The organism is Kitasatospora phosalacinea, assembly GCF_030268885.1.
Taxonomy (GTDB): Bacteria; Actinomycetota; Actinomycetes; order Streptomycetales; family Streptomycetaceae; genus Kitasatospora; species Kitasatospora phosalacinea_C.
Map to the genome: position 1 here is coordinate 50,256 of NZ_BSSA01000032.1, position 23,594 is coordinate 73,849.

Consider the following 23,594-nt stretch of genomic DNA (forward strand, 5'->3'; position numbering starts at 1 on the left):
CGGCCGATGCGGCTCGGTGTTTCGCCGCAGTGACGCGGTTGACGCGCCCGTTACGGGCACGTGAACCGCGGCAGGTGACGCGTACTGGACAGCCCGTGTCATACTGCCGCGGCCGTCCGGACGGGCGGGTCGGACGGCCGCGGGAGACGGGGGCGGGGGCGCGGGCGGGGGGTCAGACCACCGAGACGAACTCCGGGATGTCGTGCACCACCCGCTCGGCCAGCCGGTCCACCCCGGGGGCGCCGCCGAAGTCCCGGCTGGCGGCCTCGGAGGTCTTGCGGACCCGGGTGTTCAGCCGCTCGGAGCGCACCTTCTTGGCGATGTCCACCGCCTCCTCGCAGTACTTCGCCGCGTCCTCCGGCTCGTTCTGCAGCAGCCGCACCGAAGCCATGCCGACCAGGTTGAACGCGTAGGTGCGGACGTGGTCGCCGTCCTCCCGGAACCGGTCGACCGCCTCGGTGATCAGCGGCTCGGCGGCCTTCGCCATCGCGGGCGCGCGGTCCGTGGTGTAGGCGAGGTCCCGGTACGAGTGCCCGTTCTCCGCGCACAGCTCGGCGTACGAGAAGAACTTGAGCCAGCTCGGCGTCTCCTCGTTGCTCTCCCGGATGTCGCTGAAGGTGTCCTCCGCCAGCCGGACCGCCCGGGCGCAGCGGTTGACCTCGCCGATGTTGGAGTAGGCGCGGGCCTCCATCGCGTACAGCAGCGACTGCTGGCGGGCGGTGGCGGTGTCGCGGCTGCCGTACTGGGCGAGGTGGATCAGCTCCAGCGCGTCCTCGCCGCGGTTGAGGTGGATCATCTGCCGGCTCATGTCGGTCAGCACGTGCGCGCCGAACGGGCGGTCACCGGCCTCCTTGGCCGCGTGCAGCGCCAGCACGTAGTACTTCTGCGCGCTCGGGTGCATGCCCACGTCGTACGACATGAAGCCGGCCAGGTGGGCGAGTTCGGCGGTGATCCGGAACAGCCGCTTGGTGGTCGCCTCGGGGTAGGTCTCCTGCAACAGGTCGGTGACCTCGTGGAGTTGGCCGACCACCGCCTTGCGGCGCAGGCCGCCGCCGTTCTGCGCGTCCCACTTCCGGAACATCTCGGTGGTCTGCTCCAGCAGCTGCATCTCCGGCTCGGACAGCCGCCCGGAGAACTGCTGGCCGCCGTTGGCCGCCGCCAGGATCGGGGTGGGCGCGCCGTTCGGGCCGGGGGTCAGCCAGCGCTGCATCGGCTCGATCAGCGCCGCACCGGCCGTCAGCGCGAGCGAAGTGCCCAGGAAGCCGCGGCGGTTGAGCATCAGGTCGCTGCGCGAGTACTCGCTGATCGCCTGCACGGTCTGCTGCGGGCTCCAGGGCAGGTCCACCCCGCTGCCGACGGTGGTCACCTGGACCACCGCGCGCAGGCCGAGGTCCTCGACCGAGACCACCGAGCCGAAGCGCTCCGAGAACAGCTCCGACATGATCTTCGGGATCGGCTCGCGCGGCTGCTCGCCGTCCAGCCAGCGGCGCACCCGCGAGGTGTCGGTGGAGACGTGGTGCGCGCCGATCTGCCGTGCCCTGCGGTTCACTTGGCGCGCCAGCTCGCCCTTCGACCAGCCGCTGCGCGCGAACCAGGAGCCCAGCTTCTCGTTCGGCTGCTTCTCACCCATGGGACCGTCCCCATCCCGCCCCGAACCCGGGGCCCCTCTTCGCCCTTGACCCGTTCTCATCACCGCCCGCGTGACCGGTCGGCTGCGTTCCGTATGCCGAACGTAGCGTCCCTCCGCCATCCGGGGGAGCAACGTCGGAGAAACGCCACCTTTCGCCACCCCCAGGAGTGAACTACCGGACGGGCGGGCGCGCTTCACTATGAGTCAGCTCGGCATGACCCCGGCACATGCCCGGACCCGACGGAACCCGACGGAGGCACGCGTGCGGCAACGACGATCCGGCATCCGAAGCGCCGGTGCAAGGCGCCTGCTGGCCCGCGCCACCCGGATCGGTGTGCGCCGGTCCGTGCGCGCCTCCGGTGCACCACGCACCACGCGTCCAACGGGCGACGCATCGTCACCGTCCCGTAACCAGCGGCGACCGGAACCGGTTGGGGGTGGCATGGACAAGCTGTTCGGCACCCTCCGGCTCACCCCCCTCGGCGGCCGCCGCCGCACCCGGCCCGCCGCGCTGCAGGCCGCCGCCGAGTACTCCGAACGCTGGGGCTGGACGCTGACCACCGGCAGCCCGACCGCCCGCGCCGGGACGGCCTGCGACTGCGGCGCCCCGCACTGCGCCGCGCCCAACCTGCACCTGCGGGTCGGCCCGGCGATCGCCCCCGGCGCGACCGCCGCCGAACTCGCCGCCCGATGTCCGGCCGACGCCCCGCTGCTCCTCCCCGCCGGCCACCAGTTCGACGTGCTGGACGTCCCGGCCCAGCCCGGCCTGCAGGCCCTGGTCCGGCTGGAGCGGATGGGCACCCAGGTCGGCCCGGTGCTGGCCTCCCCGGCCGGCCGACTGCTGCTCTTCGTCGCCCCCGGCACCGCCGAGCGCCTGCCCGACCTGCTCTACCGGATGGGCTGGGACGACGCCTCCCTCGACCTCACCTGCCACGGCCTCGGCTCCTACCTGGCCGTGCCGCCCACCCCGCTGGGCCCGCTCGGTCCGATGCGCTGGCTGCGCCGCCCGACCGCCGACAGCGCCCCGCCCGAGGCCCGCCTGCTGCTCGGCACCCTCGCGTACGCCTGCCACCGCACCCGGGACCGGCAGAGCGAGTTCGCCAGCTAGGCCCCTCCCCCGCCGCAAAGTGGAAACGCTGAGGTCCGTCCCAGGAGGGGTTCCCTCCTCGAACGGACCTCGCTCGGTGTGCCGGTGCGCCGCCTAGCCGAGCAGCGCGTCCACGAAGGCGCCGGGCTCGAACGGGGCGAGGTCGTCCGCGCCCTCGCCGAGGCCGATCAGCTTGACCGGGACGCCGAGTTCGCGCTGCACCGAGATGACGATGCCGCCCTTGGCGGTGCCGTCGAGCTTGGTGAGCACGATGCCGGTGATGTCGACGACCTCCGCGAACACCCGCGCCTGGACCAGGCCGTTCTGTCCGGTGGTGGCGTCGAGCACGAGCAGCACCTCGTCGACCGGGCCGTGCTTCTCGACGACGCGCTTGACCTTGCCGAGCTCGTCCATCAGGCCGGTCTTGGTGTGCAGGCGGCCCGCGGTGTCGATCAGGACGGTGTCGACGCCGTCGGCGATGCCCTGCTTGACCGCGTCGAACGCGACGGAGGCCGGGTCGCCGCCCTCGGGGCCGCGGACGGTGTGCGCGCCGACCCGTTCGCCCCAGGTCTGCAGCTGGTCGGCGGCGGCGGCGCGGAAGGTGTCGGCGGCGCCGAGCACGACCTTCCGGCCGTCGGCGACCAGGACGCGGGCGAGCTTGCCGGTGGTGGTGGTCTTGCCGACGCCGTTGACGCCGACCACCAGGACCACGGCCGGGCCGTCCCCCTGCTTGACCGAGCGGACGGTGCGGTCGGCGTCGGTGCCGATCAGCTTGACGAGCTCCTCGCGGAGCAGGCCGCGCAGTTCGTCGGGGGTGCGGGTGCCGAGCACCTTGACCCGGGTGCGCAGGTTGTCGACGAGCTCCTGGGTGGCGGCGACGCCGACGTCGGCGGTGAGGAGGGTCTCCTCGATCTCCTCCCAGGTGTCCTCGTCGAGGCGGTCCCGGGAGAGCAGGGTCAGCAGGCCCTTGCCGAGGGTCGACTGCGAGCGGGAGAGCCGGGAGCGCAGCCGGACCAGGCGGCCGGCGGTGGGCTCGGGCACCTCGATCGCGGGCGCGGCCTCGGCCTCCTCGGCCCGCACCTCCTCGACGGTCGGCTGCTCGGCCGCCGTCTCGGGCTCGGCCCCGGGTTCGGTTTCGACCTCCGTCCCGGTCCCGCTCGGAGCGGTCTCGGTCGGGGCGGGCTTGGCCGGGGCGGGCGCGGTGATGGTCGGCGCCTGGCTCGGCCGGTCCAGTTCTCTGCGTCGTCTGCCGGAGACGACGAGTCCGGTGATCGCGCCGATGGCGACCACCGCGATGACAACGGCAAGGATCACGTATTCCATAACCCGTCCAGTATCACTTAGCGCCTATGCCGGGCCCGGTTCCGCGGGTTCCAGCGCTGTCCTGTGCCCGTCCCCGCGTCCCGGCCGCCCGGGCCCGGGCACCCGCAGCCGCTGGCTGATCACCTGCGAGATGCCGTCGCCCTTCATGGTGACGCCGTAGAGGGCGTCGGCGGACTCCATGGTGAGCTTCTGGTGGGTGATGACGATCAGTTGGGAGCTCTCCCGCAGCTCCTCCATGATCCCGACCAGTCGCCGCAGGTTCGTCTCGTCGAGCGCGGCCTCCACCTCGTCCATCACGTAGAACGGGCTGGGCCTGGCCTTGAAGATGGACACCAGCAGGGCGACCGCGGTGAGCGAGCGCTCGCCGCCGGAGAGCAGCGAGAGCCGCTTGACCTTCTTGCCGGGCGGCCGGGCCTCCACCTCGACGCCGGTGGTGAGCATGTTCTCCGGGTCGGTGAGCAGCAGTCGGCCCTCGCCGCCGGGGAAGAGCCGGGCGAAGACGCCCTCGAACTGGGCGGCGGTGTCGTGGTAGGCGGCGGTGAACAGCTGCTCGACCCGGGCGTCGACGTCGCGGACGATGTCCATCAGGTCGCGGCGGCTCCTGCGCAGGTCGTCGAGCTGTTCGCCGAGGAACCGGTGGCGGGCCTCCAGGGCGGCGAACTCCTCCAGCGCGAGCGGGTTGACCTTGCCGAGCTGCTGGTGGGCGCGTTCGGCGGCCTTGAGACGCTGCTCGACCTCGGCCCGGACGTAGGGACGGGGTGCGCCCGCAGCCTCCTGCCCGCCCGTGGCCTCCCGCCCGTCCTCGGGCGGCGGGGCGGGGACGGGCTGGTCGGGGCCGTAGCCCGCGAGCAGGTCGCCGCCCTCGATGCCGAACTCCTCCAGCGCCCTGGCCTCCAACTGCTCGATCCGCAGCCGCTTCTCGGCGCGCAGCACCTCGTCGCGGTGGCCGGCGTCGACCAGGCGGTCGAGTTCGGCCTTGAGTTCGCGGCCGTGCTCGCGGAACTGACGCAGCTCGGCCTCGCGGGCGGCGCGGTCGGCCTCGACGGCGGCGCGTTCGGCCTCGGCGGCGGCGAGGGTCCCCTCGATCCGGCCGAGCAGGTGGCGGGCGCCGGTGGCGACGGCGGTGGCGACGGCGGCCTCCCGGCGGGCGCGGTCGCGGCGCTCGGCGGCGCGGGCGCGGGCCTCGCGTTCGGCGCGGGCGGCGCGGTCGAGCCGGTCGGCGCGGCCGGCCAGGTTGCGGACGCGCTCCTCGTGGGTGCGGACGGCGAGCCGGGACTCCATCTCGGCCTGCCGGGCGGCGGCTCCGGCGGCGGCGAGCCGGTCGCGTTCGGCGGGGTCGGGTTCGTCCTCGCCGTCCTCGGCGAGCTCCTCGGCGGTGGCGAGGCGGGCGGCGAGCTCCTCGGCGGCGGTGCGGGCCCCGGCGAGGCCGCTCTCGGCCTTGGCGGCGGCGTCGGCGGTGCGTTCGGCCTCGTCGGCGGCGGCCCGGGCGGCGCCGCCGGAGCGGCCGAGGGCCCCGGCGAGTTCGGCCCGGCGCTGTTCGCCGCGGCGCCGGAGGGCGGTCAACTGCTCGACCTCGGACGCGAGTGCGGCCCGGCGTTCGCGGGCGGCGGCGAGTTCCGCCGCCAACTGCCGGCAGCGGGCGTCGAGTTCCTCGATGCCGCGGGCGGCCTCGGCGACGGCGGCCCGGGTCTCCAGCGGGCTGGGCGCGCCGGGCGAGCCGCCGTGGGCGAGGGCGGCGGAGAGCAGGTCGCCGTCCCGGGTGACGGCGCTCCACTGCGGGTGGGCGGCGGTCAACCGCCGGGCGGCGTCCAGGTCCTCGACCACGGCGGTGCGTTCCAGCAGCCGTCGGGCGGCGGCCGCGACGGCGGGCGGCCCGTCGACCAGGGAGCCGGCCCACGTCGCTCCGGCGGGCGGCTGGGCGGGCGGCTGCGCCCCGGGCGCGGCGGGGTCCGGACCGTCGGCGATCAGCAGGGCGGCCCGCCCGGCGTCGGCGGTGCGCAGCCAGGCCAGGGCGTCGGCGGCGCCGTCCGCGTCGGGGACGGCGACGGCTTCGGCGGCGGGGCCGAGCGCGGCGGCCAGGGCGAGTTCGAACCCGGGGGCGACGGTGAGGAGTTCGGCGGCGGGACCGAGGACGCCGGGGCGTTCCAGCAGGGCGGCGCTGCCGTCCTTGCGGCGCAGGCCGAGGGCGAGCGCGTCGTGCCGGGCGGTGAGCGCGGCGCGTTCCTGCTCGGCGGCGGCGAGCGCCTCGCGGGCCGTCGCGACCGCCCGTTCGGCGGCCTGCAGTTCGCCGCGGGCCCGGTCGTGGCGCTCCTCGCTCTCCCCCTCCCCCGCGGTGAACTCCTGGTGCCGTTCCCGGAGTCGCTCGTACTCCTGCTGGGCGGAGGCGGCCCGCAGCAGGGCCTCGTCGCGGGCGGTGGCGAGCCGCTCGGCCTCGGCCTCGGCGGCGGTGGCCCGGGAGCGGGCGGCGGCCGCGGCGCCCTGCAGGCGGGCGAGTCCCTCGCGCCGGTCGGCGATGGCCCGGGCGGCGGCCCTGAGCCTGTTCTCCTCGGCGGCCAGGGCGCGTTCGAGGTCGGCGCGCTCCTCGACGGCCTCGGCCAGCGCGTCCTGCGCCTGCTCCAGGGCCGCTTCGAGGGCGGCCTCCTCCTCGCGCACCTCGGCGGCCTCCCGCTCCAGGTCCTCCGGGTCGCGGCCGCGGTGCTCCTCCAACTGTCCGGCGGTGGCGGCGGCGCGCACCCGGGCCTCGGCGAGTCCGACGGTGCCGCGGGTGCGCTCGGCGAGCGAGGAGAGCCGGTACCAGGTCTGCCGGGCGGCCTCCAGGGCGGGCCCGAGCTGTTCGACCTGGGCCTCCAGGACGGCCTCGCGCTGGAGGGCGGCGGCGAGCTGCTGTTCGACGGTGGTGCGGCGCAGCCCCAGTGCGATCTCGTCGGCGACCTCGGCCTCGACGGCGCGGCGCAGGGTGAGCAGGTCGTCGGCGAGCAGCCGCAGCCGGGCGTCGCGCAGTTCGGCCTGGATGCCCGCGGCGCGTCGGGCGATCTTCGCCTGGCGGCCCAACGGGCCGAGCTGGCGGCGCAGTTCGGAGACCAGGTCCTGGACGCGGTTGAGGTTGGTCTGCATCGCGTCGAGCTTCCGCAGCGCCTTCTCCTTGCGCTTGCGGTGCTTGAGGACGCCGGCCGCCTCCTCGATGAAGGCGCGCCGCCCCATCGGGTCGGCGTGCAGGACGGAGTCGAGCTGGCCCTGGCCGACGATGACGTGCATCTCGCGGCCGATGCCGGAGTCGGAGAGCAGTTCCTGGATGTCGAGCAGTCGGCAGACGGTGCCGTTGAGCGCGTACTCGCTGCCGCCGTTGCGGAACATCGTCCGGGTGATGGTGACTTCGGAGTAGTCGATCGGCAGGGCGCCGTCGGTGTTGTCGATGGTGAGGCTGACCTCGGCGCGGCCGAGCGGGGGGCGCCCGCTGGTGCCCGCGAAGATGACGTCCTCCATCTTGCCGCCGCGCAGCGACTTGGCGCCCTGTTCGCCCATCACCCAGGAGAGCGCGTCGACGACGTTGGACTTGCCGGAGCCGTTGGGGCCGACCACGCAGGTGATGCCGGGTTCGAAGCGCAGGGTGGTCGCCGAGGCGAAGGACTTGAACCCGCGCAGGGTCAGGCTCTTGAGGTGCACCCGACCGTCCTCCTCGCCGCGCCGCCGGCCGCCGCGCCGCGGCCACGCCACCTGCCGTCCCGCTCCGGGACGGCCCGCCGCCTGCGACTGTATCCGGCCGCACCGCCGACGGACTCCAGGCGGTGGTTTGGCCGTGCGGCGGGTCGGGCAGTCTCTGGGCAGCGGACCGGCGTGGACACGACGAAGGGACGTCCGCTCCGGACGTCCCTTGCAGGCTGCCATCCCCTCGCCGGGGGGAAGCTCAGCGCACGACTGCGTCGATCCTGACGGCCGCGAGCGATCAGGTCAGGGCCGGCTCGCGCTGGTCCAGGTCGATGCTGCTGAGCAGCGAGTGCTCGTCGGCGACGGCGGACAGGGCGTCGTTCTCGGCCTGGAGCTTCACGAGCTCGTTCTCCAGGTCCTGGACGCGCTGCTGCAACCGTCGCATCTCGGAGAGCATTCGCGGGTCGGGGCCGCCGACGTACCCGAGAAGCGCCTTTGCCATGATGTGTGGTCCTCCACGCTGAGTGACCGAACCGTGTACGGTGGGTCTTTGGGGGAAGGGATACGCACGCGTCTGCGCGCCGGACGTGCTGGCTGGGCACTACGAGGGCATCCGCTGGTGAGTGACACACTCACAGGCGTGGCCTCGCCGGTTAAACGCAAACCTGTGCGCGGGTTTCCAGCGTCTCACCAAAGACCGTACGGGTCAACACGATCACCGCACGCTACCGCGGCCCTGTCACCTGCATGGCGGGAACCTCACGCCATCGGCCGGGCTAGTGGATCACTACGTCTGCGGAGTCAACCACGAGTGCGCCACGATGGCAACCCCGTGACACCGGCAGTTGCCGGGGGCTCTCCTCCCGCCGGCAACTGCGGTGTGCTCATCGGATCGCGAAGCCCTCGTACCCGTCGCCCACGGCGGTCCAGATCTCGGTGACCCCGCTGACCTGACCAGGCGTTCCGGGCCCGCGCAGCGCGGCGAGCAGGCGCTCGCAGTCGGCGCGCGACCCCTCGGCGACGACCTGGACGCGGCCGTCCCCGAGGTTGCTCGTGTAACCCGTCAGCCCGATCTCCAGGGCCCTGGCCCTGGTCCACCAGCGGAACCCCACCTGCTGGACGCGCCCGCGCACCCAGATGGTGGCGCGGACGGATCGGTGGCTGTCGTGACCTTGCATGTGTCGACCATAGTCGGGCACTTCGGGGGCGCCCGGAACGGGTTTCACGCCCCTTCCACCGACCCTCCCCACCACCGCGCGACCCGTCACCCCACGCTCCCCACCGCACGGCCCGCCCACCGCACGACCGGGCGCACCGCGCGCGCCGCCCACCGCGCGGCCCGCCCTCAGCGGCGCGGCTCGGCCAGCGCGTGCAGCGTCCAGCCCCGGCCGGCCGGGTCCAGCGGGGCGGTGGCGGCGGTGAACAGCTCGGCCGCCCGCCGGTAGGAGAGGCGGCCGCGCCCGGTGAGCGGGCAGCGGTCGGCGGCGGGGGTGCCGGACGGGGCGCGCCGGTCGGTGAGGAACAGCGGGCCCGCGGTGCGCCCGGCCACCAGCAGCGGCAGCAGCCGGGCGGTGCCGCCGCGCCAGTGCAGCGGGGGCTGCCCGGGGGCGGCGCGGGCCTGCCGGTTCGGCAGGTCGAGCCGGTCCACGTCCAGCGCCAGCAGCCGTTCGATCGGTGCGCCGCTCTCCCGGACGAGGTGCCAGAGCACCTTCTCGCGCAGCGGGACCCGCAGGGCGAACACCGCCCGCAGCCGCTCCTCGTCGAGGCTCCCGGCCGGGTCGGCGGGGGTGGTCGGCAGCGGGCGCACCCCCGCGGCCGGGTCGGCGGCCAGCCAGCCGCACGCGCACCACCAGCGCAGGGCGGCCCGCAGCGCGGACAGTTCGCGGTTGGCGGTGCGCGCCCCGACCGCGGCGGCCCGTTCGGCGAACGCGGCGGCGACCCGCTCGGGCGCGTCGGGCCCGTCCAGCAGGGCGAGCGGCAGCACCGGCGGGGCGGCCCGCCGCCGCTCGGCGCCGGTCGGCGGGGTGCGGCCGACCAGCAGCCAGGCCCAGGTGTGCAGGGCGATCCGGTAGACCCGCCGGGAGCCCTCCGCGAGCGGGGCCCCCGCCAGGTAGTGCTCGGCGGCGACGGCGAACTCCACGGGTGTCATACCCGCAGTAAATCCGCTTTCCCATCGAGCCGTCAACATCCGCTCCGACTGCGGTAAATCCACTTATTTACTGCGTCAGATCCCCACCCCTGAAAAATTGATGCCGATCCGCTCAACTTTTCCGGCCGGACCTCTTGCCGGGCGGCCCGGCGACCGGGCAGCCTGCCGGTCATGCCACTGATCCCACGGCGCCTCGCCGTCCTGCGCGGGCGGCCCTTCCGCCTCTTCTTCACCGGGTACGCCGTCTCGCTGTTCGGCTCCTCCACCGCCTCCGTCGCGGTCGCCTTCGCGGTGCTGGACGGCGGGGGCGGCGGCTCCGGGCTCGGCGTGGTGATGGCGGCCCGGATCGTGCCGATCGTGCTGCTGCTGGTGCTCGGCGGGGCGGCCGCGGACCGGCTGGGCCCGCGCCGGACGATGCTCGGCTCGGACGGGCTGCGCTGCGCGACCCAGGCGGCCACCGCCGCGCTGCTGTTCGCCGGGCACGGGACGGTGTGGGCACTGGCGGCGCTGATGGTGCTGTGGGGGCTGGGCGAGGCGGTGTTCCTGCCCGCGCTGGACGCGCTGCTGCCGCGGCTCGTCCCGGCCGCCGAACTGGCCGACGCCAACGCGCTGCTGGGCATCGCCCGCAACGGCGCCGCGGTGGCCGGTCCGGCCCTGGCGGGCCTGCTGACCGCCACCGCCGGACCGGGCTGGGTGCTGCTGCTCGACGCCGCCTCCTACGCGGCGGGCCTGGCGGCGCTGGCCCCGCTGCGCGTCCCGGCCGCCCCCGGCGGCGCCGCCGGGCCCGGGCTGCTGGCCGAACTGCGGGACGGCTGGGGCGAGTTCCGCTCCCGGCGGTGGCTGTGGGCGAGCGTGCTGCAGGGCTGCCTGTTCAACCTGCTGGTGTGGGCGCCGTTCCTGGTGCTGGGCCCGGTGCTGGCCCGCGAGCACCTCGGCGGGGCGGGCGGCTGGGGCGCGGTGATGGGCGCGTACGGGGCGGGCGCGGTGCTGGGCGGGCTGGTGCTGCTCGGGCGGCAGCCGCGGCGGCCGCTGCGCACGGTGCTGGTGGTGACGGCCGGATGGGCGCTGCCCTCCGGGGCGCTGGCGCTCGGCGGTCCGCTGCCGCTGGTGATGGCGGCGGCGGCCGGGGCGGGGGTGACCTCGATCGTCTCCGGCAGCCTGTTCTCCACCCTGGTGCAGCGCCACGTCCCGCCGCGGGCGCTGGGCCGGGTCGGCGCGTACGTGACGCTGGGGGCGTTCGCGTTCGGGCCGGTGGGGCTGGCGCTGGCCGGCCCGCTCGCGGCGGCGGTCGGGGCGCGGACGGTGCTGGGCTGGGGCGCGGCCTGGCAGCTGGCCTCCTGCGCGGCGGTGCTGGCGCTGCTGGGCCGCCGGGAGCCGGTCGTCGCCGCCCCCGGTCCGGCCCCGGAGGTGCGGACGGCCCCCGTGCCGTCCGGGGACGGCGGCCGGGGGCCGTCGGGCGGGTGAGCGGGCGGCGGTCAGCCCCCGAAACCGCCGAAGTCGTCCCCGCCGAAGCCGCCGAAGTCGTCCCCGCCGAAGTCACTGCCGCCACCGTCGAAGCCGCCGCCGTCGAAGTCGCTGCCGCCGCCGTCGAAGTCGCTGCCGCCGCCGTCGGGGTCGAAATCGTCGCCCGGGTACTCGCCACCGCCGGAACCGTGGTCGTCCGCGTAGGCGTAGCCGGGGGTGGCGAGCGCCGAGCCGAGCACGGTGCCGACCAGCAGGCCGGGCAGCAGGCCGCCGCCGAAGTAGCCGCCCGCCCAGGGGCGGTAGGCGGGGCCCGCGTCCCAGTACGGCTGGTGGCCGTCCGCGGTCTCCACGGTGCGGACCTGCGGCTCCCCGCCGCCGGAGATCCGGGCCGCGTCGTCGGCGCAGGCCGGGACGGAGCGCGGGGCGCCACCGGGCGGGGCCCACTGCACGTCGGTGGTGGAGGGGCCGTGCCGCGGGTCGAAGAAGCACGGGACGCGGCGCTCGGGCAGCGGGCGGCCCTCGCGGCGGGCGGCCAGGGTGGCCAGCGCGAACCGGCCCTGCTCCAGCGCCTCGGTCACCGGGCGGACGTCCGCGGGCCGCTCCGCCGCGTCCATGGTCCGCTTGGCGCGGTCGTAGGCGTCCAGCGCGGCGGTGTAGTCGGTGCGCTGGGCGTCGTCCGCGTCGGGGGCGCCGGGGTCGAAGTCGAGCCGGTCGAGCTCCTCGCCGAACGCGGTGATGTCCTCGTCCACCACGGTGCGCAGCTGGGCGAGCTCGGCCCGGGCCTGCTCCTCCCGGCGCTTCCTGGTGCGGCGGACCAGCAGGAGGGCGCCCGCGCCGACCACCGCGACCAGCAGCACCGGGACGAGCACCCAGGCGATCGAGGTGCTGTGCTGCGGGCCGTCGCCCTTGACCTTCTCCGCGGCCCCGTCGACGAACTCGTTCAGGGTGGCGTCGATGTTCCCGCCGTTGGAGCGGTACGCGGCCCCGGCCAGGTTCCGGACCGTGGCCTGGTCCAGCACCTGGGGGCCGGTGGACTGGGCCTGGAACCGGTCGCCGCGCCAGATCGCGTAGACACCGGCGGCGCCGACCTTGGTGCGGAGGTCGACGAACAGGTTCTCCGTCGGGTAGGCGGGGCTGTCGGGCAGCACCGCGACGTAGATCGGCTTGTCGACGTCCTTGAGCTTCTTCGCCAGCGCGGCCGCCTGCTCCGGGGAGAAGCGGCTGCTCATCGACGGGTCGACGTAGAGCTGGACCCGCTTCATGGCGTCGGCCGCGTCGTTCAGGCCGGACGCCGACGCGGGCGCGGACGGCACGAGCGCCATCAGCAGGCCGAGCAGCGCCGACAGGAGGACGGCGGCGGGCCCGGTGGCGCGGGAGCGGCGGAGCACGGTTCTCATGTCCCGACCGTACCGGTCTCCCGCCCGGCGACACGCGCTCCTCCGACCGGACCCCGCTCCCGGTGCCACCCCCTACTCCAGGGCGAGGCGGACCGCCGGAACCCCCGCCGACCGGCCGGAGTTGGCGCCCGGCGTCCCGGTCGGGGCCCCGGAGCGGGCATAGTGGTGACGATCTTCCGCAGTTCCCGGCCCCCGCGCCGCCAAGCCCACCCCGACAGGAGACCCCTGGTGTTCCTCGGCCTCGTCACCGCCGTCGCGGCGTCCGCCTGCTACGGCACCGGGTCGGTGCTGCAGGCCCTCGGCGCCCGCCGCTCCGCCCGGCAGGAGGCGGCCTCCGGCACCGTCACCGAGCACGGCGGGCCGAGCCTGTCCTCGACCGCGAAGGCCGCCGTCACCTGGGAGTTCATCCTCGGCACGGTGCTGGACTTCATCGGCTTCGGCCTGGGCGCGCTGGCCGCCCGGCTGCTGCCGCTGTTCCTGTCGCAGACCATCATCAGCGCCAACCTGGTGATCACGGCGGTGCTGTCGGTGAAGCTGCTGGGCCTGCGGCTGCGCCAGTTGGAGTGGCTGTCGATCGGGATCCTGTGCGGCGCGCTGGTGCTGCTCGCGGTGGCCGCCGGCCCGGAGGGCGGGCACGAGGCGGCCCGGACCTTCCACTGGGCGCTGCTGATCGGCTCCGCGGTGCTGATCGCGGGCGGCTCGCTGGTGGTGCGCCGGCTCGGGGCGGGCGGGGCGATCGTGGCGGGCCTGCTCTCCGGCCTGGGCTTCGGCGCGCTGGGCATCGGCGTGCGGGTCCTGGACGGCGTGCAGCCGTTCGACCTCGGCGCGCTGCTCGCCGACCCCGCGCTGTACGCCGTGCTGGTCGGCGGCCTGGGCGGGATGTACCTGCACACGGTGGCCCTGCAGATCGGCTCGGTGAACGGCGCGACCGCCGCCCTGGTGGTCGGCGAGACCGTCGTCCCCGGCGCGGTGGGCGTGCTCTGGCTGGGCGACTCCTCCCGGGACGGCCTGGGCTGGCTGGCCGCCCTCGGCTTCGTGCTGGCGGTGGTCAGCGCCGTCGGCGTGGCCTACTTCGGCGAGGAGGGCGGCGCGCTGCACGCGGCCGCCGAGGAGGAGAGGGCGCCCGCCGGGAGGCCGAACTGACCGGGCGGCCGTGGAGCGGAGCGCCCGGGGCCGGGCGCGGACGGCCTCAGGCCCGGGGCGGGCGCTGGCAGCCGGGGCAGGAGTAGCTGGAGCGGTTCATCCAGGCGTCCCGGCGCATCGCGGTGCCGCAGCGGCGGCAGGGCTGCCCCTCGCGGCCGTACGCGTCGAGGTCGCGGGAGAAGTAGCCGCTCTCGCCGTTGACGTTGACGTACATCGAGTCGAAGCTCGTCCCGCCGACGGCCAGCGCCGCGGTCATGACGTCCCGGGCGTGGCCGAGGAGTTCGAGCGCGGCGGGGCGGGTGAGGGTGGCGGTGGGGCGGTCGTAGTGCAGGCGGCTGCGCCACAGCGCCTCGTCGGCGTAGATGTTGCCGACGCCGCTGACCAGGGTCTGGTCGAGCAGGGCCCGCTTGACGGTGGTGCGCCGGGCACGCAGCGCGCGGGCGAAGGCGTCGTCGTCGAAGCGGGCGTCGAGCGGGTCGCGGGCGATGTGGGCGAGCGAGACGGGGGTGGCCTCGGGGTCGTCGGCCTCGGCCTCCTCGACGGCCAGGCCGCCGAAGGTGCGCTGGTCGACGAAGCGCAGCTCGGTGCCGCCGTCGGCGAACCGGAGCCGGGCCCGCAGGTGCACGGAGTCGGCCATCTCCGGTTCCTGGACGAGGAGTTGGCCGCTCATGCCGAGGTGTCCGACCATCGAGAGGCCGTCGCCGAGCGGCACCCACAGGTACTTGCCGCGGCGCTGCGGTTCGCCGAGGGTGCGGCCGCGCAGCAGGGCGGCGAACTCGTCGGCGCCGCCGGGCTGGCGGCGCACGGCGCGCGGGTGCAGCACCTGGACGTCGGCGACGGTGCGTCCGGCGGCCCAGCGGGCCAGACCGCGGCGGACGACCTCGACCTCGGGCAGTTCGGGCACGGCGCTCCGCTCAGACCGTCGCGGCGGACTCGCCGACGGCGGCAGCGGGCTGCGCGGCCTCGTTCTCGGCCTTGATGGTGCGCCAGGCGGACTCGGCGGCCTTCTGCTCGGCCTCCTTCTTCGAGCGTCCGCTGCCGGAGCCGTAGTCCTGGCCGGCCACCCGGGCCGCGGCGGTGAAGGTCTTCTCGTGGTCCGGGCCGGACTCGGTGACCACGTACTCGGGGACGCCCAGGCCGACGGCGGCGGTGAGCTCCTGGAGGCTGGTCTTCCAGTCGAGTCCGGCGCCGAGCTGCGCGGATTCCGCGATCAGCGGGTCGAACAGCCGGTGGACGAACTCGGTGGCCGCTTCCAGGCCCTGGTCCAGGTAGATCGCGCCGATCACGGCCTCGACGGTGTCGGCGAGGATCGACGACTTGTCGCGGCCGCCGGTGCCCTCTTCGCCCTTGCCGAGCCGGATGAAGGCACCGAGGTCCAGGCCGCGGCCGACCTCGGCGAGCGCGCGGGAGTTGACCACCGCGGCGCGGAGTTTGGCGAGCGTGCCCTCGGCGACCTCCGGGTGGAGGCGGTAGAGGGTGTCGGTCACCACGAGGCCCAGCACCGAGTCGCCGAGGAACTCCAGGCGCTCGTTGGTGGGCAGCCCGCCGTTCTCGTACGCGTACGAGCGGTGGGTCAGGGCGCGTACCAGAAGGGCGCGCTCGAGCGGGTACCCGAGGCGCCCTTCCAGGACGTCGTATTCGGTCGAGGCCGGCCCACCGCCCTTGCCCCCGTTGGTCCCGGGGTTCGGCTTGCGGGAGGAACTACCAGCTTCCGACATCGATCCGTGCACCCCGCCGATCAGACCGAGAGGACCTGGCGACGGTTGTACGTGCCGCAGCTCGGGCACGCGATGTGCGAGAGCTTCGGCTCGTGGCAGCGGTCGCACGCGACGAGCGCGGGCGCGACGGCCTTCCAGTTGGAACGGCGGTGACGCGTGTTGCTGCGCGACATCTTCCGCTTCGGAACAGCCACGGTAAATCTCCTGGTTCTACGGCGGGGGCCCTCACGGGCACCGCTGTGTCTTATTCCTCGTCACCCTCGTCGCCGGGGGCGGCGGAGAGTCCCTGCAGAGCCGCCCACCGGGGGTCGGCGGCGTCGTGGTGGTGCGCCGGGTCGTCGCTCAGGCGGGCCCCGCACTCGGAGCACAGACCCAGGCAGTCGTCCTGGCACACCGGCTGCAGCGGCAGTGCGAGCACCACCGCGTCACGCAGCACCGGCTGGAGGTCGAACAGGTCGCCCTCCAGGCGGTAAGTCTCGTCCTCGGACTCCTCGTCGAAGTCGTCCCCCGCGACCGCGCGGTGACGCTCCTCGGACTCCGGGTAGTAGTACAGCTCCTGGAAGTCGACCTCCAGGTCGTCCTCCACCGGCTCCAGGCAGCGGGAGCACTCTCCGGTCACGTGGGCCTCGGCGGTGCCGGTGACCAGCACGCCCTCGACCACGGACTCCAGGCGGAGCTCCAGCTTGATCTCGCTCTTCTCGGGAACGCCGATCACGTCCGCGATGCCGAGCTCCGCCGGGGCCTCCAGGGTGCGGGAGACCTTGCGCAGCGAGCCGGGGCGACGTCCGAGCTCGTGCGTGTCGAACACGAGCGGGTCGCGGTGGTCGAGGCGGTTCAAGGTTTCCTGACTTCCTGGTGGCGGCACGCATCCCTGCGTGGCGCGGGTTTCGACGTTCCTGCGGTGCGGCGGCCCGGAAGCGGGCGCGCGGCGAACCCGGCGCGAACAGGCCGGAGCAGTCAGACTACCGGAGAGTCCACGCCGAACCCAACTCGCCCCTCAGCGGCCGCCCAGCTCCCGGAGCCTGGTCATGTCGATCATGCTGGTGTCGAAGAAGCTGGTCTCGTCCAGCCCGCCCTGCTGCTGCGGCAGCTGCGGCTGCTGCTGGGGCTGCTGCGGGTAGCCGTACGGGTCGGCGGGCAGCGGGTTGCCCCACTGGTCGAAGCCCTGCGGCTGCTGGTACTGCGGCTGCTGGTAGTACGGGTCGACCGGCTGCTGGTGCCCGTAGGGCTGGCCGTACGGGTCGGCCTGCGGGGCCGCCGCCGGGTCGTAGCCGCCGCCGTACGCCTCGGCGTACTGCGGGACCTGCGGCTGGGCGTACGGGTCCTCGCCGGGCTGCTGCCAGCCGGCCGCGGCCGGGGTCTGCTCGGGCCAGGACTGCTGCTGCGGGACGTCCCCGTACCAGTTCTGCGGCTGCTGCTCGTGCTCGGGCCCGTCGCCGGCGGCGAAGCCGGCCGCGACCGCCTCGGCGCGGTCCTTGAGCTGCTGGGCCTCGTCGGCGGCGGCCAGGTAGGCGCCCAGCTCGTCGATCGGGGCCTTGCCGAGCAGCTTGTCGCGGCCCTTGCCGACGGCCTCCAGGGTGGCGGAGAGCACCGCCTCCAGGGTGGCCAGCTTCACGTCGACGTACTCGTCGGCCTCCGGGCTGGGGCTGATCCGCGGGCGGAACTCCTCGCCGTCCTCGGCGCCGTCCGCCTCCGGCTCGTACACCCCGGACTCGCCGCGCAGCTTCTGCCGGCCGCGGCCGACCGCGCCGAGCGTCTTGGTGAGCACCACCTCGAAGTTGGCCAGCTTGGAGTCGACGTAGTCGTCGGCCTCGGCCCGCTTGGCCTGCACCTCGGCCCGCGCCTCGGCGAGGATCCGGTCCGCCTCGGCCTGGGCCTGCCGGACCACCTCGGTGTCGGAGATCAGCGAGCCGCGCTCGTCGTGCGCGCCGCGGATGATCCGGTCGGCCTGCTCCCGGGCGTCGGCCACCATCTGCTGGTGGTCGGCCACCACCGACTGGGCCTGGGCGAGTTCCGCGGGCATGGTCTCCCGCAGGTCGCGGAGGAGTCCGGTCAACTCGGCACGGTTGACCACGCAGGACGACGACATCGGCATCGCCTTGGCCTTCTCGACCACGGCGATGATCTCGTCGAGTTTCTGCTGCACGTCCACGGGCGCATTCAGTCTTTCCGTGTGCCGCCGAGGTGCGGCGGAGGCAGTGCCCGGAAGACCGCTGGGTGCGGCCCCGGGGCCGGGAGTACAGACTGTACGGCCACCCACCCCACCGCTCGCAACGCCCTGCTCAGTTGCGCCGTTCGGCGATCCGCTCGACCAGCCGCCGGTGCACCGTGGGGGGCAGCAGGTGCGAGACGTCCCCGCCCAGCGAGGCGACCTCCTTGACCAGGCTGGAGGACAGGAAGCTGTACGTCGGCGAGGTCGGCACGAAGAGCGTCTCCACGCCGGTCAGCCCGTGGTTCATCTGGGCCATCTGCAACTCGTAGTCGAAGTCGCCGGCCGCCCGCAGGCCCTTGATGATCGCCGGGATGCCGCGCTCGCGGCAGAAGTCCACCAGCAGGCCGCTGTGCGACTCCACCTCGATGTTGCCCAGGTGCGCGGTGGTCTCCGCGATCAGGCCGATCCGCTCCTCGATGGAGAACATGCCCTGCTTGTTGCGGTTGATCAGCACCGCGACGTGCACCACGTCGTACAGCTTGGAGGCCCGCTCGATGATGTCGAGGTGTCCGTTGGTGATGGGGTCGAAGGACCCCGGACAGACGGCGCGGCGCATGCGTGAGCTCCCTTGTGGGGCGGGGTGTCCTGCTACGAGTCTTGGTCAGTCCCGTCGGCGGCGCGACCGTACCAGAGCGTGCCCTCGCCGTACCTGCGCGAGCGCAGCCCCTCGAAGCCGTCCGGCCAGGCGAACTCGCCGCCGCGGGTGCTGCGTTCCACGGTGACGAGAACGTCGGCGGACAGCCAGCCCCCCGAGCGGAGTGTGACCAGCATCTCCCGCAGCACGGCGTCCTCCACCGCGTACGGCGGATCCAGGAACACCAGGTCGTACGGCTCGGCCGGGGGCGCGCCCGCGATCACCTTCTCGGCCCGGTCGGCCCGCACCTCGGCGCCAGGCAGGCCCAGCGTCCGGACGTTCTCCCGGACGGTGCGCACCGCGCTCGCGTCCGCCTCCACCAGCAGGGCGTGCGCCGCCCCGCGGGAGAGCGCCTCCAGCCCGACCGCGCCGCTGCCGGCGAACAGGTCGAGCATCCGGGCCCCGGTGACCGGACCGTGCAGCGCCTCGACGGTGGAGAACATCGCCTCCCGCGCCTTGTCGGAGGTCGGACGGGTGTTCCGGCCGGGCGGCACGGCGAGACGGCGGCCTCCGGCACGGCCGGCGATCACGCGAGGCATGGCGAGTCCTTATGACAGCAGGGGCGCGAGGAACTGCGCGCCCGACCATAGCCGACGAAACGGGCACGGCCGGGCGCGCGGCTCCTCACCTCCCCCGCGGACTCACTCGTTGGCGGCGGCGCCCAGCAGCGTCGGCGAGGCGTAGCGCGACCAGGACAGGCAGCCGTCGGGCGGGCAGTACTCGGGGCGGCGCGGGTCGTGGCCGAGCTCGCGCAGCTTGGTGCGGACGGAGTCGGGCGTGCGGCCGTAGCGGGCGGCGATCCGGGCGACGGTCTCGCCGTCGTGGAAGCGGCGGACCAGCTCCTCCTCGTGCTGCGGCACCCAGGGGGCGCCGTGGCCGGGGTAGAGCTCGCGGAGCACGTCCCGGTCGGGGATCGGCTCGGAGACGTCGGCGACGATGGCCAGCGCACGCAGGGCGCGGTTGAGCGCGATGCGCAGCGAGGCGACGTCCTCCACCGGGAGGCGGAGCTTGCCGGAGGCGACCGGGTTGGCGGAGTTGCCCTCGCGCCAGCCGGTCAGGGTGAGGGTGACTTCGCGGTCGTCCTCGCTGGCGACCTCGATCCGGAAGACCTTGTCGCCGAGCGGGAGCTCGTTGAGGTGACGGAATGCCATGCAATGACCCCCAATTCTGGCGCCGGGGACGCGACTTGGGGTGCGCCCCGAACAAGTACATCCTCTCGCGAGGCACTGACAACCGGGGTGTCCGAACGACCGGCCTCAGCCCTTCTCCAGGTACTCCGCGCGGTCCTCGTCGAGCAGGCTCTCCAGGGCGGTGCGCAGCTCCGGGTGGGCCTCCAGCGCGGGGTCGGCGGCGACCAGCCGGGTGGCCTCGGCGCGGGCGGTGGCGATGACCTCCTCGTCCTCCAGCACCGAGAGCACCTTGAGCGAGGACTTCACGCCGGACTGGGCCTGGCCGAGCACGTCGCCCTCGCGGCGCTGTTCGAGGTCGATCCGGGAGAGCGCGAAGCCGTCCAGGGTGCCGGCCACCGCGTCCAGCCGGGCCCGGGCGGCGCTGGCCGCGGGCATGTCGCTGACCAGCAGGCACAGCCCGGGGGCGGAGCCGCGGCCGACCCGGCCGCGCAGCTGGTGCAGCTGGGAGACGCCGAACCGGTCGGCGTCCATGATCACCATGACGGTGGAGTTCGGCACGTTGACGCCGACCTCGATGACGGTGGTGGCGACCAGCACGTCCACCTCACCGGCGGCGAAGCGGCGCATCACGTCGTCCTTGGCCTCGGGCGCCAGCCTGCCGTGCAGGACCTCCACCCGCAGCCCGGCCAGCGGCCCCTCGGCGAGCTTCTCCGCGGTCTCCACCACGGCCAGCGGCGGCCGCCGCTCCTCGCCGTCGGCGCCGCCGACCTCCTCGGGCTCCTCCTTGCGCTTCCTCCTGCCCTTCGCGGGCTCCTCCTCGTCCCCGATCCGCGGGCAGACCACGTACGCCTGGTGGCCCTTGCCGACCTCCTCGCGGACCCGCTCCCAGGCCCGGACGAGGAAGTTGGGCTTCTCCAGGGCCGGGACGACGTGGGTGGAGATCGGCGAGCGGCCGGAGGGCAGCTGGTCCAGGACGGAGGTCTCCAGGTCTCCGAAGACGGTCATCGCGACGGTGCGCGGGATCGGCGTGGCGGTCATCACCAGCAGGTGCGGGGGCTGCTCGCCCTTGGCGCGCAGCGCGTCGCGCTGCTCGACGCCGAAGCGGTGCTGCTCGTCGACCACGACCAGGCCGAGGTCGGCGAACTGCACCCGGTCCTCGATCAGGGCGTGGGTGCCGATGGTGATCCCGGCCTTGCCGGAGGCCATGTCCAGCAGCGCTCCGCGGCGGGCGGCGGCGCCCATCGAGCCGGTCAGCAGCGCGACCCGGGTGCCGATCTCGGAGCCGCCGATCATCCCGGCCTCGGCGAGGTCGCCCATCATCTCGACGATCGAACGGTGGTGCTGCTGGGCCAGCACCTCGGTCGGCGCCAGCAGCACGGCCTGCCCGCCGCTGTCGACCACGGTGAGCATGGCGCGCAGCGCCACCAGGGTCTTGCCCGAGCCGACCTCGCCCTGCAGCAGCCGGTGCATCGGGTGCTCGGTGGCCAGGTCGGCGAAGATCTCGGCGCAGACCCTGCGCTGGCCGTCGGTGAGGGTGAACGGCAGCCGCTCGTCGAAGGCGTCCAGCACCCCGCCGGGGACGGGGCGGCGCGGGACGGCGGGCAGCGCGGAGTCGGCGGCCCGGCGCTGGGCCAGGGCGACCTGCAGGACGAACGCCTCGTCCCAGCGCAGCCGGGCCTGGGCGCGCTCCTTCTCGGCCTGGTCGCGCGGGCGGTGGATCAGCTCCAGCGCCTCGGGCAGCGGGATCAGGCCGTGCTCGGCGCGCAGTTCGGCGGGCAGCGGTTCGCCGACGTCGGCGAGGTGCTTGGTGAGGGCCATCTCCACGCACAGGGCGAGCTTCCAGCTGGGCATCTGGGCGCTGGCCGGGTAGACCGGGATGAGCCGCCCCGCGAACTGCTTCGCCGCCGAGGAGCCCTCCTCGTCGTCGATCAACTGGTAGTCGGGCGAGGCGAGTTGGCGGGTGCGGTTGAACAGGCCGACCTTGCCCGCGAACAGGCCCTGCTGGCCGGGGCGGAGGTCCTTCTGCCGCCAGCCCTGGTTGAAGAACACCAGCGAGAGCTTCGAGCGGCCGTCGGTGACCACCACCTCCAGCCGGTCGCCCTTGCGGCCGCGGAACGGGATCAGCGTGACCTTCTCGATCCGGGCCAGCACCGTGACGTGCTCGTCCACCTCCAGCTCGTCCAGGCTGGTGAGCTGCCCGCGCTCGACGTACCGGCGCGGGTAGTGGTGCAGCAGGTCGCCGACCGTGCGCAGCTTGAGACCGTCGGCCAGCACCTTCGCGGTGCGGTCGCCGACCAGTTCCTTCAGCGGTTCATCGAGAGCGCCCATGGCGTCCCATTTCACACCACCGGACCGACGGCCCGGCTCACTCCACCCCGATGAGCAGCGGGGCGGACTCCTGCCCGCCCCGGTACGCGACGGTGTCGACCTCGGGGCGGGTGCGCCGGGCGTGCGCGATCAGGCGGTCGGCGAGGTCCTCGGGGGCCTCCTCGCCCAGCACCAGGGTGACCAGTTCGCCGCCGGCCGCGATCATCCGGTCGAGCACGGTCAGCGCGGTCTCGGTGAGGTCGGCGCCGATCACCGCGACGTCGCCGTCGATCAGGCCGAGCACGTCGCCCGCCTGGCAGACGCCCGCCATCGTCCAGGACTCGCCCTCGGCGACGGCCAGTTCGGCGTACCGGGTGGCGCCCGCCGCGGAGGTCATCGCCACCACGTCCTCGTCGAAGCGCCGCCCGGCGTCGTGCACGGCCAGCGCCGCCAGGCCCTGCACCGGGGAGCGGGTGGGCAGCACGGCGATCCGCACGCCCTCCTCGCGCAGCTGGTCGGCGGCCGCACCGGCGGCGGGCCGCAGCTCCGGGTCGTTGAGCAGCAGGACGACCTCGCGGGCCCCGCAGCGGTGCACCGCGGCGACCAGCTCGGCGCTCACCGGCGGACGGTCCGGATCGGCCTCCAGCACCACCGACCCGGCCTGCCCGCACAGCTGCGCCAGCCCGCTGCCGGTCACCACGCTGAGCACCGCCCGCCCGTGCGAGACGGTCTCCTCGCGCTCCCCGGCCCGGGCGGCGGCCTCGGCGAAGTGGGTGATCCTGATCCGGTACGGCCGCCCCGCCTCGACGCCCGCCTCGACGGCCGCGCCCGCGTCGTCCACGTGCACGTGCACGTTCCACAGGCCGTCCCCGCCGCCGATCACCAGCGAGTCGCCGAGCCGCCCCAGCCGTTCGCGCAGCAGCGGCAGCTGCTCGTCCCCGGCCTCCAGCAGGTAGATCACCTCGAACGCGGGGTGGCCCGAGCCGGGCGGCCGCTCGTAGCTCTCGCAGCCGTCCACCACCAGCGGGTCGACCTCGCGGCGCAGCGCGACCGGGCCCATCGGCTGCTGCCCGGAGACGGCGTCCACCAGCGCGCCCAGCACCGCGACCAGGCCGCGGCCGCCCGCGTCCACCACGCCCGCCTCGGCCAGCGCCGACAGCTGGTCGGGGGTCAGCAGCAGCGCCTGCCGGGCCGCCCGGTACGCCTCCTGGGCCTGTCCGGTCAGGCCGTCCGCGCCGCCCGCGGCCTTCGCGGCGGCGGCCGCGACCGTCAGCAGGGTGCCCTCCACCGGCTCGGCGACCGCCTGGTACGCGGAGCGGGCGCCGTGGTCGAGCGCACCGGCCAGCTCGCCGCCGTCCGACAGCTCCTCGGCGAAGCCGCGCAGCCACTGCGCCAGGATCACGCCCGAGTTCCCGCGCGCCCCGATCAGCGCGCCGCGGGCGGCGGCGGCCGCGGCGACCGACAGCTCGGGCTCCTCGGCGGCGGCGAACACCGCGTCCAGCGCCTCGGCCGCGGACTCCACCGTCAGGTACAGGTTCGTCCCGGTGTCCCCGTCCGGCACCGGGTACACGTTCAGCGCGTCGATCTCCTCGCGGGCCTGGCCGAGGGCCGCCAGCGCGAGCCGGCACCAGGTGCGGACGGCCGGGGCGTCGAGGGTGTCCAGCACCAGGTCTCCTCCGGATGAACGCCACGGGAACCCGACAGGACGCGGTGGCGAGGGGCGAGGGGCGATTGCTGGCAGGTTATCGGCCCCCG

The 23,594-nt window shown here is 74.7% G+C and carries 20 protein-coding genes; 3 read left to right on the forward strand and 17 right to left on the reverse strand.

Annotated elements, in window-relative coordinates; translation table 11 throughout:
* Positions 1–172: 172 nt before the first annotated feature.
* On the reverse strand, positions 173–1,630 hold the full coding sequence (nsdA, locus tag QSK52_RS32345) for a transcriptional repressor NsdA (protein ID WP_285739796.1): 1,458 nt from the start codon (positions 1,628–1,630) through the stop codon (positions 173–175).
* Positions 1,631–2,072: 442 nt separating this feature from the next.
* Here nsdA and QSK52_RS32350 point away from each other — a divergent pair, with 442 nt between their 5' ends.
* The gene (locus QSK52_RS32350) at positions 2,073–2,738 is read left to right on the forward strand and encodes a bifunctional DNA primase/polymerase (RefSeq protein ID WP_285739797.1); all 666 of its coding nucleotides are present in this window, start codon (positions 2,073–2,075) and stop codon (positions 2,736–2,738) included.
* Positions 2,739–2,831: 93 nt separating this feature from the next.
* Here the strand turns inward: QSK52_RS32350 and ftsY are convergent, their stop codons facing one another.
* From ftsY to QSK52_RS32375, 5 genes are all read right to left on the reverse strand, one after another.
* On the reverse strand, positions 2,832–4,040 hold the full coding sequence (gene ftsY / locus QSK52_RS32355; protein ID WP_285739798.1) for a signal recognition particle-docking protein FtsY: 1,209 nt from the start codon (positions 4,038–4,040) through the stop codon (positions 2,832–2,834).
* A 24-nt stretch (positions 4,041–4,064) separates the two neighbouring features.
* Positions 4,065–7,703: a chromosome segregation protein SMC gene (gene smc / locus QSK52_RS32360; RefSeq protein ID WP_285739799.1), complete on the reverse strand. Its 3,639-nt coding sequence runs from the start codon at positions 7,701–7,703 to the stop codon at positions 4,065–4,067.
* Positions 7,704–7,983: 280 nt separating this feature from the next.
* On the reverse strand, positions 7,984–8,187 hold the full coding sequence (locus QSK52_RS32365; RefSeq protein WP_030458828.1) for a hypothetical protein: 204 nt from the start codon (positions 8,185–8,187) through the stop codon (positions 7,984–7,986).
* Positions 8,188–8,569: 382 nt separating this feature from the next.
* A complete protein-coding gene (locus QSK52_RS32370) occupies positions 8,570–8,863 on the reverse strand; it encodes an acylphosphatase (RefSeq protein WP_033215215.1) in 294 nt (97 codons plus the stop codon).
* A 167-nt stretch (positions 8,864–9,030) separates the two neighbouring features.
* Positions 9,031–9,834, reverse strand: a complete 804-nt coding sequence (locus QSK52_RS32375) for a hypothetical protein (protein ID WP_285739800.1) — start codon at positions 9,832–9,834, stop codon at positions 9,031–9,033.
* Positions 9,835–10,005: 171 nt separating this feature from the next.
* On the opposite strand from QSK52_RS32375, the gene QSK52_RS32380 reads away from it, so the two are divergent.
* Positions 10,006–11,298: an MFS transporter gene (locus tag QSK52_RS32380; RefSeq protein ID WP_285739801.1), complete on the forward strand. Its 1,293-nt coding sequence runs from the start codon at positions 10,006–10,008 to the stop codon at positions 11,296–11,298.
* A gap of 11 nt (positions 11,299–11,309) precedes the next feature.
* Here QSK52_RS32380 and QSK52_RS32385 read toward each other — a convergent pair whose 3' ends face one another.
* Complete coding sequence (locus tag QSK52_RS32385; protein ID WP_285739802.1) at positions 11,310–12,695, reverse strand: hypothetical protein; 1,386 nt, start codon at positions 12,693–12,695, stop codon at positions 11,310–11,312.
* Between the two features lie 228 nt (positions 12,696–12,923).
* Here QSK52_RS32385 and QSK52_RS32390 point away from each other — a divergent pair, with 228 nt between their 5' ends.
* Positions 12,924–13,838 (forward strand): hypothetical protein, encoded by a 915-nt coding sequence (locus tag QSK52_RS32390; RefSeq protein WP_285739803.1) that lies wholly within the window; start codon positions 12,924–12,926, stop codon positions 13,836–13,838.
* A 46-nt stretch (positions 13,839–13,884) separates the two neighbouring features.
* Here the strand turns inward: QSK52_RS32390 and mutM are convergent, their stop codons facing one another.
* The 10 genes from mutM to QSK52_RS32440 form a co-directional block, all read right to left on the reverse strand.
* Positions 13,885–14,742: a bifunctional DNA-formamidopyrimidine glycosylase/DNA-(apurinic or apyrimidinic site) lyase gene (mutM, locus tag QSK52_RS32395; RefSeq protein WP_285739804.1), complete on the reverse strand. Its 858-nt coding sequence runs from the start codon at positions 14,740–14,742 to the stop codon at positions 13,885–13,887.
* Positions 14,743–14,752: 10 nt separating this feature from the next.
* The gene (rnc, locus tag QSK52_RS32400) at positions 14,753–15,556 is read right to left on the reverse strand and encodes a ribonuclease III (protein WP_285739805.1); all 804 of its coding nucleotides are present in this window, start codon (positions 15,554–15,556) and stop codon (positions 14,753–14,755) included.
* A 20-nt stretch (positions 15,557–15,576) separates the two neighbouring features.
* The gene (gene rpmF / locus QSK52_RS32405; protein ID WP_097236113.1) at positions 15,577–15,750 is read right to left on the reverse strand and encodes a 50S ribosomal protein L32; all 174 of its coding nucleotides are present in this window, start codon (positions 15,748–15,750) and stop codon (positions 15,577–15,579) included.
* A 50-nt stretch (positions 15,751–15,800) separates the two neighbouring features.
* Positions 15,801–16,394, reverse strand: a complete 594-nt coding sequence (locus QSK52_RS32410) for a YceD family protein (protein ID WP_285739806.1) — start codon at positions 16,392–16,394, stop codon at positions 15,801–15,803.
* Between the two features lie 159 nt (positions 16,395–16,553).
* A complete protein-coding gene (locus tag QSK52_RS32415) occupies positions 16,554–17,708 on the reverse strand; it encodes an ATP synthase F0 subunit B (protein WP_285739807.1) in 1,155 nt (384 codons plus the stop codon).
* 130 nt (positions 17,709–17,838) lie between these two features.
* Complete coding sequence (gene coaD, locus QSK52_RS32420) at positions 17,839–18,324, reverse strand: pantetheine-phosphate adenylyltransferase (protein WP_285739808.1); 486 nt, start codon at positions 18,322–18,324, stop codon at positions 17,839–17,841.
* A 32-nt stretch (positions 18,325–18,356) separates the two neighbouring features.
* Entirely contained in the window at positions 18,357–18,941 is a 585-nt protein-coding gene (gene rsmD, locus QSK52_RS32425; protein WP_285739809.1) for a 16S rRNA (guanine(966)-N(2))-methyltransferase RsmD, read from the reverse strand.
* Between the two features lie 102 nt (positions 18,942–19,043).
* Positions 19,044–19,553: a hypothetical protein gene (locus QSK52_RS32430; RefSeq protein ID WP_285739810.1), complete on the reverse strand. Its 510-nt coding sequence runs from the start codon at positions 19,551–19,553 to the stop codon at positions 19,044–19,046.
* Positions 19,554–19,658: 105 nt separating this feature from the next.
* On the reverse strand, positions 19,659–21,860 hold the full coding sequence (gene recG / locus QSK52_RS32435; RefSeq protein ID WP_285739811.1) for an ATP-dependent DNA helicase RecG: 2,202 nt from the start codon (positions 21,858–21,860) through the stop codon (positions 19,659–19,661).
* Positions 21,861–21,897: 37 nt separating this feature from the next.
* A complete protein-coding gene (locus QSK52_RS32440; RefSeq protein ID WP_285739812.1) occupies positions 21,898–23,505 on the reverse strand; it encodes a DAK2 domain-containing protein in 1,608 nt (535 codons plus the stop codon).
* Positions 23,506–23,594: the final 89 nt, after the last annotated feature.

Coding starts and splice junctions, on each gene's coding strand:
- nsdA (WP_285739796.1), bottom strand. CDS start 1,630: ATGGGTGAGAAGCAGCCGAACGAGAAGCTGGGCTCCTGGTTCGCGCGC.
- QSK52_RS32350 (WP_285739797.1), top strand. CDS start 2,073: ATGGACAAGCTGTTCGGCACCCTCCGGCTCACCCCCCTCGGCGGCCGC.
- ftsY (WP_285739798.1), bottom strand. CDS start 4,040: ATGGAATACGTGATCCTTGCCGTTGTCATCGCGGTGGTCGCCATCGGC.
- QSK52_RS32365 (WP_030458828.1), bottom strand. CDS start 8,187: ATGGCAAAGGCGCTTCTCGGGTACGTCGGCGGCCCCGACCCGCGAATG.
- QSK52_RS32370 (WP_033215215.1), bottom strand. CDS start 8,863: ATGCAAGGTCACGACAGCCACCGATCCGTCCGCGCCACCATCTGGGTG.
- QSK52_RS32375 (WP_285739800.1), bottom strand. CDS start 9,834: ATGACACCCGTGGAGTTCGCCGTCGCCGCCGAGCACTACCTGGCGGGG.
- QSK52_RS32380 (WP_285739801.1), top strand. CDS start 10,006: ATGCCACTGATCCCACGGCGCCTCGCCGTCCTGCGCGGGCGGCCCTTC.
- QSK52_RS32385 (WP_285739802.1), bottom strand. CDS start 12,695: ATGAGAACCGTGCTCCGCCGCTCCCGCGCCACCGGGCCCGCCGCCGTC.
- rnc (WP_285739805.1), bottom strand. CDS start 15,556: ATGTCGGAAGCTGGTAGTTCCTCCCGCAAGCCGAACCCCGGGACCAAC.
- coaD (WP_285739808.1), bottom strand. CDS start 18,324: ATGCGCCGCGCCGTCTGTCCGGGGTCCTTCGACCCCATCACCAACGGA.
- rsmD (WP_285739809.1), bottom strand. CDS start 18,941: ATGCCTCGCGTGATCGCCGGCCGTGCCGGAGGCCGCCGTCTCGCCGTG.
- QSK52_RS32430 (WP_285739810.1), bottom strand. CDS start 19,553: ATGGCATTCCGTCACCTCAACGAGCTCCCGCTCGGCGACAAGGTCTTC.
- recG (WP_285739811.1), bottom strand. CDS start 21,860: ATGGGCGCTCTCGATGAACCGCTGAAGGAACTGGTCGGCGACCGCACC.